At 68.2% G+C, this 16,917-nt stretch carries 15 protein-coding genes; 6 read left to right on the forward strand and 9 right to left on the reverse strand.

Annotation, left to right across the window (positions count from 1 at the left end; genetic code table 11):
* The 4 genes from TY25_RS41710 to rimP form a co-directional block, all read right to left on the reverse strand.
* A partial coding sequence (locus TY25_RS41710) for a translation initiation factor IF-2 N-terminal domain-containing protein (protein ID WP_156055105.1) occupies positions 1 to 274 on the reverse strand: 274 nt, incomplete at its 3' end.
* A 109-nt stretch (positions 275 to 383) separates the two neighbouring features.
* A complete protein-coding gene (locus TY25_RS41715; RefSeq protein ID WP_226887544.1) occupies positions 384 to 743 on the reverse strand; it encodes a YlxR family protein in 360 nt (119 codons plus the stop codon).
* Between the two features lie 68 nt (positions 744 to 811).
* Complete coding sequence (gene nusA / locus TY25_RS16815) at positions 812 to 1,843, reverse strand: transcription termination factor NusA (protein WP_014986914.1); 1,032 nt, start codon at positions 1,841 to 1,843, stop codon at positions 812 to 814.
* Entirely contained in the window at positions 1,840 to 2,514 is a 675-nt protein-coding gene (gene rimP / locus TY25_RS16820) for a ribosome maturation factor RimP (protein ID WP_042257286.1), read from the reverse strand. Before rimP ends, nusA begins: the two co-directional genes overlap by 4 nt.
* Before the next feature lie 239 nt (positions 2,515 to 2,753).
* Here rimP and TY25_RS16825 point away from each other — a divergent pair, with 239 nt between their 5' ends.
* Positions 2,754 to 3,359 (forward strand): hypothetical protein, encoded by a 606-nt coding sequence (locus tag TY25_RS16825; protein ID WP_226887232.1) that lies wholly within the window; start codon positions 2,754 to 2,756, stop codon positions 3,357 to 3,359.
* Complete coding sequence (locus TY25_RS16830) at positions 3,356 to 3,790, forward strand: ferritin-like domain-containing protein (protein WP_042257288.1); 435 nt, start codon at positions 3,356 to 3,358, stop codon at positions 3,788 to 3,790. The genes TY25_RS16825 and TY25_RS16830 overlap by 4 nt, the downstream gene beginning before the upstream one ends.
* 185 nt (positions 3,791 to 3,975) lie before the next feature.
* On the opposite strand, the gene TY25_RS16835 is transcribed toward TY25_RS16830, so the two are convergent.
* Both TY25_RS16835 and TY25_RS16840 read right to left on the reverse strand, forming a co-directional pair.
* Positions 3,976 to 5,727 carry an acyl-CoA dehydrogenase family protein gene (locus tag TY25_RS16835; protein ID WP_042257290.1) on the reverse strand — a complete coding sequence of 584 codons (1,752 nt, stop codon included), beginning with the start codon at positions 5,725 to 5,727 and terminating at the stop codon, positions 3,976 to 3,978.
* 228 nt (positions 5,728 to 5,955) lie between these two features.
* Positions 5,956 to 7,713, reverse strand: coding sequence for a proline--tRNA ligase (locus TY25_RS16840; protein WP_042257298.1), 1,758 nt, complete (start codon positions 7,711 to 7,713; stop codon positions 5,956 to 5,958).
* Positions 7,714 to 7,771: 58 nt separating this feature from the next.
* On the opposite strand from TY25_RS16840, the gene yaaA reads away from it, so the two are divergent.
* Positions 7,772 to 8,515 carry a peroxide stress protein YaaA gene (yaaA, locus tag TY25_RS16845; protein WP_042257301.1) on the forward strand — a complete coding sequence of 248 codons (744 nt, stop codon included), beginning with the start codon at positions 7,772 to 7,774 and terminating at the stop codon, positions 8,513 to 8,515.
* A 132-nt stretch (positions 8,516 to 8,647) separates the two neighbouring features.
* On the opposite strand, the gene TY25_RS16850 is transcribed toward yaaA, so the two are convergent.
* Positions 8,648 to 9,181 carry an HD domain-containing protein gene (locus TY25_RS16850; protein WP_226887231.1) on the reverse strand — a complete coding sequence of 178 codons (534 nt, stop codon included), beginning with the start codon at positions 9,179 to 9,181 and terminating at the stop codon, positions 8,648 to 8,650.
* Positions 9,182 to 10,261: 1,080 nt separating this feature from the next.
* Here TY25_RS16850 and TY25_RS16855 point away from each other — a divergent pair.
* Positions 10,262 to 10,993, forward strand: coding sequence for a DUF7873 family protein (locus TY25_RS16855; protein ID WP_042257304.1), 732 nt, complete (start codon positions 10,262 to 10,264; stop codon positions 10,991 to 10,993).
* Between the two features lie 411 nt (positions 10,994 to 11,404).
* Here TY25_RS16855 and TY25_RS16860 read toward each other — a convergent pair whose 3' ends face one another.
* Both TY25_RS16860 and TY25_RS16865 read right to left on the reverse strand, forming a co-directional pair.
* Positions 11,405 to 12,082, reverse strand: coding sequence for an NADPH-dependent F420 reductase (locus TY25_RS16860; protein ID WP_042257306.1), 678 nt, complete (start codon positions 12,080 to 12,082; stop codon positions 11,405 to 11,407).
* Between the two features lie 112 nt (positions 12,083 to 12,194).
* Positions 12,195 to 13,787 carry a PucR family transcriptional regulator gene (locus TY25_RS16865; RefSeq protein ID WP_042257308.1) on the reverse strand — a complete coding sequence of 531 codons (1,593 nt, stop codon included), beginning with the start codon at positions 13,785 to 13,787 and terminating at the stop codon, positions 12,195 to 12,197.
* Positions 13,788 to 13,923: 136 nt separating this feature from the next.
* Between TY25_RS16865 and TY25_RS16870 the strand changes: the two genes are divergently transcribed.
* Positions 13,924 to 15,414: a CoA-acylating methylmalonate-semialdehyde dehydrogenase gene (locus tag TY25_RS16870; protein WP_042257311.1), complete on the forward strand. Its 1,491-nt coding sequence runs from the start codon at positions 13,924 to 13,926 to the stop codon at positions 15,412 to 15,414.
* A gap of 58 nt (positions 15,415 to 15,472) precedes the next feature.
* Entirely contained in the window at positions 15,473 to 16,843 is a 1,371-nt protein-coding gene (locus tag TY25_RS16875) for an aspartate aminotransferase family protein (RefSeq protein ID WP_042257335.1), read from the forward strand.
* Positions 16,844 to 16,917 lie beyond the last annotated feature (74 nt).

The raw sequence follows: 16,917 nt of genomic DNA on the forward strand, positions 1-16,917 counted from the left end.
CCGACGGGCGCGGCCCCGGGCGGGGACCGTTTCCTGCGGGCTTCGCGGCCGGACGGGCCGACGAGGACGGGCCGGGGCGTGAACCCGACTTGGTGCCGTTCGACGGGGCTGATTTCGATGCGAACGACTCACGCAGCCGGCGCGCGACGGGAGCTTCCACCGTCGACGACGCAGACTTCACGAACTCGCCCTGCTCCTTGAGCGTTGCGAGTAGTTCCTTGCTGGTGACACCGAGTTCTTTGGCCAACTCGTGCACGCGGGCCTTGCCTGCCACTGCTCTCCTCACTGAGAGGTCGAGCAGTGCACCCGTTGTTCAGGGACGGGGCCCGCACGACCTCGGGTTATCTCCGATGGACGTTCATCGTTGGTGCTTCACGGTGTGCTCATGAGTGCTCGTGCCTGTTCTCGAGGTACTGCTCCAGGGCTGAGATATCCAGATTTCCGGACACTCTTAGTGCTCTGCCGAATGCTCGGCGCCGTTCTGCCGCGTTCAGACAAGCCGAGACGGGGTGCAACCAGGCACCCCGTCCGGGAAGTCTGCGCCGCGGATCGGGAACGATCATGACAGCGGGGGCACCGTCTCCGGTATCCGATTTCCGTGCCACGATCCGTAACAGATCGGCGGCCAACTCGCGCTTCCGGCATCCGATACAGGTCCGAATCGGTTGCGCGTGCTGAACCTCTGTCCACTCTACCGCTGCACCGGTCGGATCACCGAACCGCTCCCCTGCGGAAGTTACCAACATGTCATCCCGATGGCCCGAATCGCGCCCAGTGCTGTCCAACGCACGGTGCGTCGCGCCGGTTCCGGTCAACTGCGGTGCGCCTCCGTCCGCACCGTGCCGCCGCCCATGTCAGGGGCCGCGTCGCTGCGGATATCGATCCGCCAGCCGGTCAGCCGGGCGGCCAGCCGAGCGTTCTGACCCTCCTTGCCGATGGCCAGCGAGAGCTGGAAGTCCGGCACCACGACGCGCGCGGCCCGCGCTTCGGGATCGACGATGGTGACCGACACCACTTTCGACGGCGAGAGCGCATTGCCGACGAACGTCGCCGGATCCTCGGCGAAATCGATGATGTCGATCTTCTCGCCGGCCAGCTCGCTCATCACGTTGCGCACCCGCTGCCCCATCGGGCCGATGCACGCGCCCTTGGCATTCACTCCGGACACCGTGCTGCGCACCGCGATCTTGGAGCGGTGCCCGGCCTCGCGGGCCACCGCGACGATCTCGACCGAGCCGTCCGCGATCTCGGGCACCTCGAGCGCGAACAGCCGCCGCACCAGGTTCGGGTGCGTGCGCGAGAGCGTGATCTGCGGGCCGCGCGGCCCCCGCGAGACGCCGACGACGTAGCACTTGATCCGGTCGCCGTGCTCGTAGGTCTCGCCGGGCACCTGCTCGGCGGGCGGGATCAACCCCTCGGCGCCGTGCAGTTCGCTGCCGATGCGCACGACGATGGTGCCGCGGGCGTTGGCGCGCGCGTCGCGCTGCACCACACCGCCGACGATATCGCCCTCGTGCGTGGAGAACTCGCCGAAGGACTTCTCGTTCTCGGCGTCGCGCAGCCGCTGCAACACCACCTGGCGCGCCGTGGTCGCCGCGATCCGGCCGAAACCCTCAGGGGTGTCGTCCCATTCGGAGATCACGTTGCCGTCGGCGTCCAGCTCACGCGCCATCACCCGGACCGTTCCGGTCTTCTGGTTGATGTCGATGCGCGCGTTGGGCTGGTGGCCCTCGGTGTGCCGGTACGCGGTGAGCAGCGCCGACTCGATCGCGGAGATCACGGTCTCGATCGAGATCCCCTTGTCGGCGACGATCGCGCGCAGGGCTTCGATTTCGATGTTCATTCCACGATCCCTTCGGTCGGCGAATCGGACGCTGTTACTGATCCGGGTAGTGCATTCGTTGTTCCTGAAACATCCGCGGCGTCGACCGCCGGCACATCATCTTCCTGGCCGGGCACCGGGCGCCCGGGCGCCACGCCGCCGGCGAGTTCCATTTCCCGCGGCCCCGGCTTGCCGAACTCGACCTGCACCACCGCTTCCGCGATGTCGGTGAGCGGCACGCGCACCCGATGCGGCTTGTGTTTGCCGCCCAGCACCAACGCCACTGTATCGCCGTCGAGCACACCCACCCTGGCCTCGAATTTCCGGGCGCCACCCGAGTCGGGGACGGGTGCGCCCTCGCGTAGCTGCACCAGCACTTTGCGGCCGCGGGCGCGGCGCCAGTGCCGATCCTCGGTGAGCGGGCGATCGATACCCGGGGTGGTGACCTCGAGCAGGTACGGGGTCTCACCGAAATCGCCTGCCTCGTCCAGCAACTCCGAGACTTCGGCGCTGAGTACGGCGATCGAGTCGAGATCGGACGGTCCGTCGCTGTCGACGGTCACCTTCACACGAGCCTGCGCATCCGCATGCTTGCCGGCGGTCGAGATCTCGACCCCTTCGAGGTCGAACCCTCGGCGTTCGACTAGTCCAGCTATGAGCTGGCTCAGCCTTTCCTCGGTCGGCATCGGCATCTGGGGCGGCTCCTGGTTCAGTTGTGACGGCGGTAGGGAAATTACTTCAACCGAAGGTCTAGCGTAACGCGCTCAGAGAGTGTAAAGGACCATCGGGCAAGCAGTACGCGCGCCACTCGTGGCCGATCGACGGCTCCGCGGCGGCAGCGAAGCGTACCCAGGCGAGGGCCGCCGCGTCGAACTCCGCGGACGGCGGTGCCTGGTCCGAGGCACCCCGGCGAATCTGGCACGATGGTGCCGTGCCCATCCGCCCTCCCGTGCAGCCGCGTGCCGCACGCTCTTCCGGCTCCCCGTCCGACCGGCACGCTTCCCGGTTTCCGCTGGACCGCCGCACCGTGTTACGGCTCGCCGGTGGCGGCACCGTCGGCGTGCTCGCGCTCGGCGCGGCCGTCGGCTGCACCGCCGAGGACACTGTGCACGAGCCGGATCCGCTTGCCGCCCAAGAGGTTCTGGCACGCGCCGACGCAGCGGCGGCCACCGCCGCGATCGCGCTGGCGCCGGCGAAGCACAGTGCGCTCACCGCGATCGCGACCGAAAGGACCGCGCACGCAGACGCTTTGCGCACCGAGATCGAGCGGGTGATCGGCGTCTACGGCGACGGCACCAAACCGGTGCACCGCACCAGGACCAACACACCGGGGCAGGCATCGGGCCCGTCCGCGGTGGTCTCCGGTTCGACGGTGCCGCCCGTCGCGCCGCCCAGCCTCGACACCTTGCGCGCACAGCTCACCGAGTCCCGGCAGGCGGCCGCCGCTCTCGCCGGTACCCAGTCGGGTTACCGGGCCGGGCTGCTCGCCTCGATCAGCGCGGCCTGCGCCGCCCAGGCGGGGGTGCTGCTGGCATGACCGATGCCGAACGTCAGGCGCTGCTGGACGCGCTGCGCGCCGAATACAGCGCGGTGTACGCCTACGGCGTGGTCGCCGCGTATGCGTCGCGCGAGCGCTACCGTCTCGTCGCCGAGAACACCGCGAGCCATCGCGCCCGCCGGGACGCCACGATCGACGCGCTCACCGCGGCGGGCGTCACCGCCCCGCCGCCGGATGCCGCCTACACGATGCCGTTTCCGGTGAACGATCCGATTCCCGCGGCGCATCTGGCCGCGACCGTCGAGTCCGACACCGCGGTCGCGTGGCGGGCCGTCGTCGAGCACGGCACGTCCGAGGCGCTGCGCCGGATGGGCATCGACGCGCTCACCGAATGCGCGGTCCGCCTGGCCACGTGGCAGTCCATCCTGGGCACCGACCCGCCGACGACACCGTTCCCCGGCAAGGTCTGAGCCGAAACCCCCTGTGCGCCAGGACACCTCAGGAAACTCCGGACAGCGAGTTTCACCTGCCGTGAGCCGGGTACCCGACACCCATATTGGGTGTGCGGTTCGTCCGGCAGCAGGGCCGGGGTGAGCTCGCACGAAAAGGCCGACCTCACAGGGCTTGCGGGGTCGGCCTTTTCGATGTTCGCGGCTTACGGGCGCATCTCGTAGGCGCCGTCGTAAGCGGCCACCTCGGCCCAGATCCGGTCGAAGCGCGGACGATCCGCCACCGGTGGGCGCAGCGCCGACGCGGCCCAGGCCTGCTGGTCGGGGCTGGCCGACGGCTTGCCGTAGAGCGTGGTCGCGTAGGTGTTGAAGTCACGCACCTGGAAATCGAAGATCTGGTCGAGCAGATCGCGGTCCAGTCCGGTGATCGCCGCCTGCTCCAGGATCAGCTGACCGTAGACCACCAGGGAGAACAGGTGGCCGATGGTCAACATGAAATCGAGATCCTGCTGCTGGCCGGCATCGGGCGCCGCGGTGCTCAGCAGTGTGCGCAGCGCCTGGGCCTGCTCGTAGAAGCGGCCGACATTCGGGATGTCGGCATGCTTCTCGTACACCGGGGTCCAGTCGGCGAACTGCACCTTGCCCGCGCCACGGGCCGGCCCCTGCCGCCAGAAGAACTCGTCGTCGGCCGCGTCGAGACGGGTGCCGATCTCCGGGTACTCCTTGGGGTTGAACAGATAGTTGGGCATGAACTTCAGGATCTGCCCGACGTTGACGTGCACCGTGCCCTCGAGCCGGGGCAGCGTGTTGATCAGCCGCTGCACCTCGGCGAAGTAGGTGTTCTTCTCGAATCCCTTGGCCGCCAGCACATCCAGCAGCAGGGTCATCACCGTCTCCCCCTCCGAGGTCACCTTCGACTTCGTCATCGGGTTGAACAGCAGGTAGCGCCGGTCGTCGAGGCTCGCGCTGCGGAAGTAGTCCACGGCGCGATCGCTGAACAGCTTCATCGCGACGATGCGCGCGTAGGCGTCGACGAAATTGGTCCGCACGTGCGGGAAGTCGGTGACCGGGTTGCCGTACAGGATGCGGTTGTTGGCGTGCGTGATCGCCTCGTAGAACGAGTGCTCGACCATGCCGATGCCGCCGTGGCACAGGTTGAACTTGCCGACGTTGACGGTGTTCAGCGCGGCGGAGAAGGCCTCGGGCCCGGTGTGCAGGATGTCCTCGGCCCGCACCGGGTAGTTCTCCAGGCGGAACGTGCTGACGTACATCTGCTGGTGCACGACATTGCCCAGCAGGTGATAGTTCTCGTGCCTGCTGTCCGCGGCGAACCAGACGTAGCCCTCGGCGCCCTCGACATCGGACCGGCGGGAGAACACCGAAACCATGCTCGCCACATTGCCGTTGCCGATGTAGTACTTCTCGCCGTTGGCGCGGAACAGGATTCCCGCCTCCGCGTCGGCACTGCCCGGCTCGCTGGGGGTCAGCACCAGGTCGGTGTTGTAGATGTCGGCGCCGTGCTCACGCTCGGACAGACCGAACGCCATCACCTGACCGGCAGCCAGGTCGGCGGCCGCACGCAGCTTGGCATCGGTGTTCTCGCTCTGCCAGATCGGCCCGAGCCCGAGGATCGTCACCTGCTCGGCGTACCAGTAGGCCAGCCCGTAGAAGCCGAAGATCTCCGACAGCGCCGCGTTGCGCGCCGCGTCCCAGCGCCGGTTCTCGTCGCCGTCGGCGAACTCCGCGGGGGTCAGGAAGGTGGCGAACAGCTTCTCCTTCGCGACGAACTCGAGGAAGTCGGCCGTCCAGACCGCGTCCGCGTCGTCGGCCAGCAGCTGCTGCTTGCCCCGCGACTCGAACCACTCGATGGTGGCACGCAGCAGCCGCCGGGTCTCGGCGTCGAAATGCTGCGGGTCGTAGGTGGCAGGGTTGAACAACAACGGATCGGTGCTCGTCATGCCGTTAACTTACCAGCGGGTAACAGCAGCCCATAGCCCCTCCACCCCACTTCACACCGCAAATCCCGCCTACGGTTCCGTAGGGTCGCGCGTTCATGATCAGGGGGAACTGGTGGCGGCGCGCACTCGGACGATGCCGCCACCAGTTCCCCCTGATCTTGAAGCCCACCCGCCCACGCGAAAACGGCCCCGATGGAGATCCATCGGGGCCGTCGCTCGCGTGCCGGGCTAGCCGCGGATCCGGGTGACGACCGCGTCGACGGCCGAATCCGCGGGGAGTTCGGTGGCTTCGCCGGTGAAGCGGTCGCGCAGTTCCACCTTGCCCTCGGCCCAGCCCCGGCCGATGACGAGAACCAAAGGCATGCCGAGCAATTCGGCGTCCTTGAACTTGACGCCGGGTGAGGCGGTGCGGTCGTCGAAGAGCACGTCCAGGCCCTTGGCGTGCAGCCCGGCGACGACCTGCTCGGCGCCCGCGCGAGCCGCCTCGTCCTTGTTCGCGATGACGACGTGCACGTCGTACGGCGCGACCTCGGCCGGCCAGCGCAGGCCCTTGTCGTCGTGCTGCTGTTCGGCGATCACCGCGACCATGCGGGAGACGCCGACGCCGTAGGAGCCCATCGTGAGCCGGACCGGTTTGCCGTTCTCGCCGAGCACATCCACCTCGAAGGCATTGGTGTACTTCTGGCCGAGCTGGAAGATGTGCCCGATCTCGATACCGCGCGAGGCCACCAGCGCGCCCCGGCCGTCCGGCGAGGGATCGCCGTCGCGGACCTCGGCGGCCTCGATGGTGCCGTCCGGAGTGAAGTCCCGGCCCGCCACCAGGCCGACCACATGCTTACCGGGCGCGTCCGCGCCGGTGATCCACGCTGTGCCGGTGCCGACCCTGGGGTCGACGAGGTAGCGAACACCGTTGGCCTGCAACGCCTTCGGGCCGATGTAGCCCTTCACCAGGAACGGGTTGGCCGCGAAATCCGCCTCGGTGAGCAGCTCCACCTCGGCCGGCTCGACCGATGCGCCGAGCCGCTTGTCGTCCACCTCGCGGTCGCCCGGCACGCCGATGCCGACGATCTCGGACTTGCCGTCGGGATGGCGCAGCTTCACCATCACGTTCTTGAGCGTGTCCGCCGCGGTGACCGGACGGCCGAACTGTTCGGCGATGCCCGCGCTGTTCGCCCAATCGACGAGCGTCGCGATGGTCGGCGCGTCCGGAGTGTCGTGCACGACCGCCTCGGCCAGGCCCTCGAGCGGCAGCGGCGCGGGCGCGGGGGTGACCACGGCCTCCACATTGGCCGCGTAACCCGACTCGACACAGCGCACGTAGGTGTCCTCGCCGACCGGGCTGTCGGCCAGGAACTCCTCGGACGCGCTGCCGCCCATCGCGCCGGAGGTGGCCGCGACGATGACGTACTTCACCTGCAGCCGGTCGAAGATCCGCTGGTAGGCCTCGCGGTGTGCGGCGTAGCTGGCCTTCAGGCCGTCCTCGTCGAGGTCGAACGAGTACGAGTCCTTCATGACGAACTCGCGGCCGCGCAGGATGCCCGCGCGCGGACGCTCCTCGTCGCGGTACTTGGTCTGGATCTGGTACAGCGTGACCGGCAGGTCCTTGTACGAGTTGTATTCGCCCTTCACGGTGAGCGCGAACAGCTCCTCGTGCGTCGGGCCGAGCAGGTAGTCCGCGCCCTTGCGGTCCTTCAGCCGGAACAGGCCGTCGCCGTATTCGGTCCACCGGTTGGTGGTCTCGTACGGGTCGCGCGGCAGCAGCGCCGGCAGCGAGATCTCCTGCGCGCCGATCGCGTCCATCTCCTCGCGCACCACATCCTCGACCTTGCGCAGCACTCGCAGGCCCAGCGGCAGCCACGAGTAGACGCCCGGCGCGATGCGTCGCACGTATCCGGCGCGCACGAGAAGTTTGTGGCTGGGCACCTCCGCGTCGGCGGGATCGTCGCGCAGGGTACGCAGGAAAAGGCGGGAGAGGCGGGTGATCACGGATGCACAGGGTAGTCGCTGCTCGCGCGATGCTCGCAACGCATTACCGTATTCGTTCGTGCTGGTGCTGCTGCCTCCCTCCGAAACCAAGTCCGACGGCGGTGCCGACGTGCCGCTGGCGCTGGATGCGTTGTCGATGCCGCAGCTCACCGCGGTACGCGACCAGTTGATCGACGAGCTCACCAAGCTCGCCACCGACCCGGACGCGAGCCGCGCGGTGCTCGGTCTCGGCAAGGGCGCCGACGCCGAGATCGCCCGCAACGCGTCCCTGCGCAGCTCCCCCACCCGGCCCGCGCTGGAGCGCTACACCGGCGTGCTCTACGACGCGCTCGACGCGCGCTCGTTCAGCAAGGCGCAGCGCGCGAAGGCCTACGCGCGCCTCGGCATCGGGTCCGCGCTGTTCGGGGCGGTCCGCGCGAGCGACCCGATTCCCGCCTACCGGCTCTCCGGCGGTTCGAAACTGCCCGGCCTGCCCACGCTTTCGGCCGTCTGGCGCGATTCGCTGTCCGACGCGCTGCTCGCCGAAGCCGCCGGCGACCTGGTGGTCGATCTACGGTCGGGCACCTATCAGCAGCTCGGCCGGGTGCCCGGCGCGGTCACCGCCAACGTGCTCACCGAACACCCCGACGGCTCCCGCACCGTGGTCAGCCACTTCAACAAACACCACAAAGGCCTGCTGGCCCGCGCACTCGTGCTCACCCGCGCCGAACCCACCGACGTCCGGAGCCTGGCGAAGGTGGCGGGCAAAGCCGGCCTGAAAACCGAAATCGCCTCGCCGACCGAGTTATTGATTCTCACCTGAGGCGGCGAGCACGGCCAGCTCGCACACGCCGCCACCTGAGTCACCAGCAGCAATCAACAACGCCAGCTCCCCGGACAAGTCGACGCGCCGCCACCGAGTCATCGGCCGCAATCAGCAACGCCTGTTCGCCGGCTAACTCAGCGCGTCGCCACTCGAGTCACCAGCAGCGGTCAACGTCGCCAGCTCCCGAGACAGGTTCGTCCGCGCGGCCGCCTCGTAACGCGTTCGCGCAGTAGGGGTTCGGAACAGGTACGGCTGCTGGGCCAGCCCTTGCAACACCGCGGCACGACCCGCGCGGAACAGCTCGTCCGGCACATGGCCGTACTCCGCCCGCACCGCGGCCGTATACGCGGCATACCCCGCCTCGTCGGCCGCGAGCACCGCCAGGTCCGCGTCACAGAGCACCGCCCCGTTCCGATCCCCATCCGCCACACGATGGGTCGCCGTGAGCCGCACCAGCCGCCCCACCTCGGCAATCAACCCCGTTGCCACCCCCAGTTTTCCGAGCGACTCCTCAGCCAACCGAGCACTCAGCTCCTCGTTGTCGTCGCGCTCCACCGCATAAACAGCATCGTGAAAGAACGCCGCATATCGCACCGCATCGATATCCTCCGCATCCCCCGCAAGATCATCGATCACCTCCAGCATCGCCTGCAGATGCTCCACCGTGTGATACCGCCGATGCGGTTCCCGATAACACCGAATCACGAACTCCCCCATAGCGACCGACCCCGCTCCCGCCAGCCCGACCCACCGCTCGAGCAGCTCCGCATCAACAGATATCCCCATCGCCCCAGTCTGGCGACCCCACCACCCCACCACAATCCCTTGTGTCATTCGGCACTCTTACCCCGACCCCGTCCGACCTTCCCCGCGAACGCCGGAATAGACACGCCGAGCACGGACGTACCAAGCGACAGATAGGTGGCCTGGGCCAGTTCACGCACCCCTTCCGTGTTCCCGCACCCGCTGTGGACGGCCATAGCCCGTGCGGGAACACGAAAGGGGTGCGTGGAGTCGGAAGGGGTGCGGGAAGCGAGCGCGGGGGTGGGCGGTGTGGACCAAGCGACAGATAGGTGGGGGCTCACAAAGCACCCACACGGTTCACAGGGGCTGGAGGGTCTGTGAACCGTATGGATGGTCTGTGAAACCCGCCGAGGCACAACGCTATCCGCACCCCAACCGCGGATTCCTGCCCAAGTCACTCACGAAAACGGCACCACAGCCAGACGACCACGCCGGAACCAGACGCCACGGGACCTACGTGCGCCTACAGCCGGGAACGGCACTCAACGCGCTCAGCACTATCCATGTAACTCCCGCGGCAGGTCGACGACATCAGGGTTGTCCCGCTTCGGCAGCCAGCCAACAAGCCCAAACGCAACAGCACAAACCCAACGACGAGGCACACCATCACTTCGGCAGCCAGCCACGCTCCAGCACAACCCCAACGGCGAACCCTGCCGTCGGCGGCCGCACGTGCAGACGCTGTCCGCGACCGGCGGCGCGTCCGACGCCGACCGCGCTGAGCCCCGCGATCAGGGCCTCGGCGGACCAGCCGCCAGTCCACCCCTTCGAACGCAAGGACCGAAGACCCCCTCCCGGACGCCGGCAGAAAATGGGATGCGGACTTCAGCCTCCGCCCCGTACCGTCATCCGGGTGCTCGGGGATCCGGAACGGGAGGATTCGGATTCTCGAGCCGAATGTTGGTGCGCCACGTGCGAATACGTGCCGGGGAGGTAGAGATGACGAAGCTGAATCAGATCATTGCGGTCGAGAAGGGCGTGAAGAGCGCTGCGGTGCGGGAGCTGGCGCAGCGCCAGGGCGCGTTGCAGAAGGCGGCCCTGCTCGCCGGTATCGCGCGCACCTACCAGCCGAAAGACGAAGAGGGCGAGCAGCTTCCGCCGGAGTCCACCCGCGTGCAGGTGAAGTCCGAGGAGGTGCTGCGCCAGACCGCGGCGACCCTGACCCGCCTGTTCGACGTCACCGCGACGAAGGACTGGACGAACACCGAGGCGAAGGCCGACGTCTCCGTCGACGGCGAGGTGCTGCTGCGGGACGTGCCGGTCTCCTACCTGCTGTTCCTGGAGAAGCAGCTGGCCGAGCTGCACGCCTTCGTGCAGCGGTTGCCGGTGCTCGACGCGGCCGAGGCGTGGTCGTTCGACGACTCCACCGACACCTGGCGCACCGACGCCGTGCGCACCATCCGGACCAAGAAGGTGCCGCGCAACCACGTGAAGGCCGAGGCCACCGAGAAGCACCCGGCCCAGGTGGAGGTGTATTACGAGGACATCGCCATCGGCTACTGGAACACGGTGCGCTTCTCCGGCGCTCTGCCCGCCCGCCGGGTGAACGAGCTGGCCGAGCGCGTCGACAAGCTCGCTCGCGCAGTGAAATTCGCGCGCGAGGAGGCCAACGGAACCGAGGTCACCGACCGCAAGACCGGTGACGTGATCTTCGGCTACCTGTTCCGCTGAAAACCGCCCGGGGCCCATCGGCCCCGGGCCCACAGACTCCCCCGCCGCGTGCGGGGGAAGCGCAAGGAGCGCACACTCAAACTGAAGTTGAAACTGAAATCCACGGCGTCAGTGGGGGTTCGAGTCCCCCTCCGGGCATCCATGTCCGGGTAGCCCAACAGGCAGAGGCAACCGTGCCAATCTCAGACTCTCGCTCCAGCATGAGTATTCGCCGCCGAACACCGACGGTACGAGGAAGGGACACGCACGCGACGAGATGCCGGTTCGACTCCGGCCTTCCCCGCCATGGGGAAGTGGTCCAAAGGCACGACACGCCGTGAATCTCAGCCTCATCTCTTCCCCACCGGGGTGGGCGAATTGGGCGGCAGAACCTGAACCCGGGAGCAGGCTAAGCTCCCGGGTTCTCCCATGTCAGCGCTCGGCGGCGGCGAGCAGCTCGCGAATTCTGGTGCCGTCCGCGGGGGTTGCGGCGTTCTCCCAGAACGGAAGTGCCGCCGCGTAGGCGTCGGTGTAGACCGGCGTGTTCACTTGGAAGCGCCAGCTCTCGCTCAGCGGTCCGGCATCGACGGTGTCGTAGCCGAGGGCGTCGATCAGTTGTGCCGCAGCGACTTTCGCACCGGTGTCGTTGCCCGCGATCGGCAGCGCCGACCGGTCGACGGCGCCCGCGGGACGGGCCAGTTCGCCGAGGTGCACGAAGTAGATGTTGTTGAACGCCTTGACCACCTTCGAGGTCGGCAGATGTTTTTGCAGCAGTTCACTGCTCGTCACGGTGCCGTCCGCGAGTTCGGCGAAGATACCGTCTCGATCCGGGTAGTAGTTGTTGGTGTCGATGACGACCTTGCCCGCCAGGGGCGCGACCGGCACCTGTTGGTAATTGCGCAGTGGCACGGTCACCACCACGATGTCCCCCGCCGCGGCCGCCTCGTCGGCGGTCGCCGCCCGCGCCCGTGGGCCGAGCTCCGCGACCAGATCGGTCAGCGTTTCGGGACCACGAGAGTTGCTGAGCACCACGTCGAGTCCCGCGGCGATGGCGAGTCGCGCCACCGTAGCGCCGATGTTCCCGCTGCCGATCAATCCCAGGGTTGTCATACGCCGCACAACCGCCACCGGACCTGCGATGTTCCCGCGATGTGGCGCTGACCGGGGCAGATGTGAGCTACACCATGCGCCACGCCGATCGCGACATATCGGACGACCGGATTCAGCGCGCGTTCGCCGTCAGATCGCGGATCAGCAGCGCCGCATGCAACGAGGTGCGCGACTCCCCGTCCTCGAGATCGACGGCGAGGATGCGTTCGATCCGCGCCAGCCGCTCGTACAGGGTCGGCCTGCTGATGGTGAGCCGCCGCGCGAGTTCGGTCTTGTTGCCCGCCAGGTCGAGGAACTGGCGCAGCGTGCCGGTCAGGTCGGCGCCTTGCCGAATGTCGTAGCGCAGCAACGCACTCAGTTCCGTTTCCGCGAATCGTTGTACGCCGGGCTCGTTGCGGATCAGCGAGAGCAGCCCGCGCAGCCGGACATCGCCGCTGCGGTAGAACGGCCGCGGCACCGAACTCCGCAGTGACAGCGCCACTTCCGCGATGTGCGCCGCATGCGGCAGCTCGTGCGCGGTGTCCAGCAGCGAATCCGCTTCGGCGCCGACACCGATCACGACCCGTTCGACGCCGTCGACCCGGCGTACCTCGCCGGCGATCGCGACGCAGGCCGCGGTCAGGTTCTCGTCGAGCGCACCGGTGCGCGGCAGCGCCAGGATCATGCCGACTCGATCGCCCTGATCTGCGGCGGCGAGCGCGGTGAGTTTGGCCAGGCCGAGCCCGTGCGTGATCGCGTCCAGGATGCCCGCGGCACGGCGCTGCCGGGCGACCGGATCGGCCTCGGCGACGGCCGCGACATCGACGGCCAACGGCACGTAGGCGGCGCGCCGGGCCAGGCCGAGCGCCGCGGCCCGTGCCACCGCGTCGCGTTCGTCCACCACCCGCCCGTTGACCATGTCGTCGATGAGCCCGGTCTGTGCCTGGCGATGCAGGCCGAAGCGGTCCTTCTCGATCATCCGGTGCAGCGTGAGCGTCTGCGCCGCGCGTTCCAGCACCATCGTGGCGCGGGCGGTCGGCACCTCGCTCGAGCGCAGGATCAACCGCCCCCAGCGCTGGGTGTGCGGGCCCACGGCCACCGCATCCCAGCCGTCGGGCAGCAGCCGCGAGATGTTCTCCCAGTCCTCGAGCAGCGCCGACGTGCTCGCGTGCTTGGCCGTGAACGCCAGCACCCGGTGCGCCAGGTCTTCCAGCACGACCGACGAATCGAGCATGCCCGCAGCGGTTTTCACGATCTCGGCGAGCGAGGCGCGGCGCACGCTGAGGTCGGTGAAGGTCTCGTGCACGTTGCGCGCGAACTCCACTTCGGCGTATTGGTCGGCCACGATCACCCGGTGCACCGCCTCGGTGATCTCCACGAATCGGGTCACCCGATGCAGCGCGATCACCGGCAGCCCGAGCGCGTCGGCGGTCTGCGCGACGATCGGCGGCAGCCGCGGCACATACGCGCCCAACTCGACCACCAGCCCGGACACCCCCGCCGCGGCGAGCGCGGTCAGGTAGCCGGCCGTCGCGCTGTCGCCGTGACTCATCGGCTGACCGGTGGTCAGGATCAGTTCCCCGCCCGCCAGCAACTGCGCCACCTCCGCGACCTCGCTGACGTGCACCCAGCGCACCGGCCGGTCCAGTGATCCACCGGCGACGACCTCGGGCGCACCGGCCCGCACCACCGGCATCGCCAGCACATCGGACACAGAGGGCAGCACCGACGAATCGTAATATGAATCGCTGAATCACGTACAGATCGTCGGGCGATATCGCAGGGTTGATGCCGGAGAGTAGTAGCAAGGAGGCGTCCACCCGCCGCCGCACCGCGACGCTCACGGATCGAAACGAGGAGATATGCAGACAATCGCGCACTGGCTCGACGGCAAGGCTTTCGCTGGGACCAGCGAGGCGACGGCGGCGGTGACCAATCCGGCGACCGGCGTGGTGACCGGTCAGGTCGCGCTGGCGAACGTGGCCGACACCCGCGCGGCGATCGATGCGGCCGCGGACGCGTTCCCGGCCTGGCGCGACACCTCGCTGGCGCGGCGCACCCAGATCCTGTTCCGGTTCCGCGAGCTGCTCAACGATCGCAAAGCCGAACTGGCGCAACTGATCACGGCCGAGCATGGCAAGGTGATCGCCGATGCCATGGGCGAGGTGAGCCGCGGTCTGGAGGTCGTCGAATTCGCCTGCGGCGTACCGCATCTGCTCAAGGGCGGCTACACCGAGAACGCGTCGACGAAGGTGGACATCTTCTCCATCCGTCAGCCGCTCGGTCCGGTCGCGGTGATCTCGCCGTTCAACTTCCCGGCGATGGTGCCGATGTGGTTCTTCCCGCTGGCCATCGCCGCGGGCAACACCGTGGTGCTCAAGCCGAGCGAGAAAGACCCCTCGGCCTCGCTGTGGCTGGCCGAGCTGTGGGCCGAAGCCGGTTTACCCGCAGGCGTTTTCAACGTCGTGCAGGGTGACAAGGTCGCGGTGGACGAGCTGCTCGACCACCCGAAGATCAAGGCCGTCTCGTTCGTCGGCTCGACCCCGATCGCGCAGTACGTCTATCAGCGCGGCACCGCGGCGGGCAAGCGGGTGCAGGCGCTGGGCGGGGCGAAGAACCACATGGTGGTGCTGCCGGACGCCGACCTCGACCTGGCCGCCGATGCCGCGGTGAACGCCGGATTCGGTTCCGCCGGTGAGCGTTGCATGGCGATCAGCGTGGTGGTCGCGGTGGGCGGCACCGCCGACGAACTGGTCGCGAAGATCACCGAGCGCGCCACCACCATCAAGACCGGCGACGGCACCCGCGAGACCGATATGGGCCCGCTGGTCACCAAGGCGCATCGCGATCGCGTCGCAGAGTACATCGCGGCGGGCGAATCCGCCGGTGCCCGTGTGGTGCTCGACGGACGCGGCATCGCGGCCGATGGCGAAGCGGACGGATTCTGGCTCGGCCCCACGATTCTCGACCACGTCGGCACGGCGATGAGCGTCTACACCGACGAGATCTTCGGCCCGGTCCTCTCGGTGGTGCGGGTGGACAGCTACGACGACGCGCTCGCCCTGATCAACGCCAACCCGTACGGCAACGGCACAGCCATCTTCACCAACGACGGCGGCGCGGCGCGGCGCTTCCACAACGAGGTCGAGGTGGGCATGGTCGGCATCAACGTGCCGATCCCGGTGCCCATGTCCTACTACAGCTTCGGCGGTTGGAAGAACTCGCTGTTCGGTGACTCGCACGCGCACGGCGCCGACGGCGTGCACTTCTTCACCCGGGCCAAGGCGGTCACCACCCGCTGGCTCGATCCGAGCCACGGCGGGATCAACCTCGGCTTCCCCGAGAACAAGTAGCCCGTCCACCACTGAGCACAGGTAGCCGACAGCACAAGTGACGCAGGAGAACTCGACGATGACCCTCCCGAACGGATTGACCCCGGAGGCCGCCCGCGAGGCGGCAGCGCGCGCGTACGAGCTCGATCGTCGCCACGTCTTCCACTCCTGGTCCGCCCAGGCGCAACTGGATCCGATGACCATCAGCGCCACTCAGGGCTGTTATGTGTGGGACGGCGAGGGCACTCGGCTGCTCGATTTCTCCTCTCAACTGGTGAACACCAACATCGGGCATCAACATCCGAAAGTCGTTGCGGCGGTGCAACAGCAGGCAGCCAAGCTGTGCACCGTCGCACCGCAGCACGTCAACGACGCGCGCTCGGAGGCGGCCCGCCTGATCGCCGAGCGCACGCCGGGCGAGCTGAACAAGATCTTCTTCACCAACGGCGGAGCCGAGGCCGTCGAGCACGCGGTCCGGATGGCCCGGCTGCACACCGGCCGCTACAAGGTGCTCGCCCGGTACCGCTCGTATCACGGTGGAACGGAGACCGCGATCAACCTGACCGGTGATCCGCGGCGCTGGCCCAACGATCACGGCAACAGCGGTGTCGTGCACTTCTTCGGGCCGTTCCTGTATCGCACGCAATTCCATTCGAGCGATGAAACGCAGGAGACCGAGCGGGCTTTAGCGCATCTGGAACAGACCATCGCCTTCGAGGGGCCGAACACCATCGCGGCCATCGTGCTCGAATCCGTCCCCGGCACAGCCGGAATCATGATCCCGCCGCCCGGGTACATGGCGGGCGTGCGCGCACTGTGCGACAAGTACGGCATCGTCTTCATCGCCGACGAGGTGATGTCCGGTTTCGGCCGGACCGGAAAGTGGTTCGCGATAGAGCATTTCGACGGCGTGGTGCCCGATCTGCTGACCTTCGCGAAGGGCGTCAATTCCGGCTACGTGCCGCTGGGCGGTGTCGCGATCAGCCCGGCGATCGCCGCGACCTTCGACGACCGCCCCTATCCGGGCGGCCTGACCTATTCGGGTCATCCGCTCGCGACCGCGGCCGCCGTCGCGACCATCACCGCGATGGCCGACGAGGGCATCGTCGAACACGCCGCCGATATCGGTGCGCGCGTACTCGGCCCCGGTCTGCGCGAACTCGCCGAGCGGCATCCCAGCATCGGCGACGTCCGCGGCGCCGGGGTGTTCTGGGCGCTCGAGCTCGTCCGCGACCGGACGACGCGGGAGCCTCTCGCCCCGTACGGCGGAACGAGCGCGGCGATGACGGAGGTGGTCGCCGCCTGCCGCGCGGCCGGGCTGCTGATGTTCGTGAACTTCAATCGCCTGCACGTGGTCCCGCCGTGCATCGTCAGCGAAGCCGAGGCGAAAGAGGGTCTGGCCATCCTCGATCACACTTTGACCGTCGCCGACCGCCACGCCGCCGGCTGACCGGACGGGTGCTCGCCGCACAGCAGGTAGTCGCTGTGCGGCGCATCCGTGCTCGGCGGAATGCCACGGGGGCG

Source organism: Nocardia brasiliensis NBRC 14402 (assembly GCF_000308475.2).
In the GTDB taxonomy this organism is placed as follows: domain Bacteria; phylum Actinomycetota; class Actinomycetes; order Mycobacteriales; family Mycobacteriaceae; genus Nocardia; species Nocardia brasiliensis.

Bases quoted from the DNA above. Each gene is read 5' to 3' on its own strand.
- nusA (WP_014986914.1), bottom strand. From the start codon at position 1,843: ATGAACATCGAAATCGAAGCCCTGCGCGCGATCGTCGCCGACAAGGGG.
- rimP (WP_042257286.1), bottom strand. From the start codon at position 2,514: ATGCCGATGCCGACCGAGGAAAGGCTGAGCCAGCTCATAGCTGGACTA.
- TY25_RS16830 (WP_042257288.1), top strand. From the start codon at position 3,356: ATGACCGATGCCGAACGTCAGGCGCTGCTGGACGCGCTGCGCGCCGAA.
- TY25_RS16835 (WP_042257290.1), bottom strand. From the start codon at position 5,727: ATGACGAGCACCGATCCGTTGTTGTTCAACCCTGCCACCTACGACCCG.
- TY25_RS16855 (WP_042257304.1), top strand. From the start codon at position 10,262: ATGACGAAGCTGAATCAGATCATTGCGGTCGAGAAGGGCGTGAAGAGC.
- TY25_RS16860 (WP_042257306.1), bottom strand. From the start codon at position 12,082: ATGACAACCCTGGGATTGATCGGCAGCGGGAACATCGGCGCTACGGTG.
- TY25_RS16870 (WP_042257311.1), top strand. From the start codon at position 13,924: ATGCAGACAATCGCGCACTGGCTCGACGGCAAGGCTTTCGCTGGGACC.
- TY25_RS16875 (WP_042257335.1), top strand. From the start codon at position 15,473: ATGACCCTCCCGAACGGATTGACCCCGGAGGCCGCCCGCGAGGCGGCA.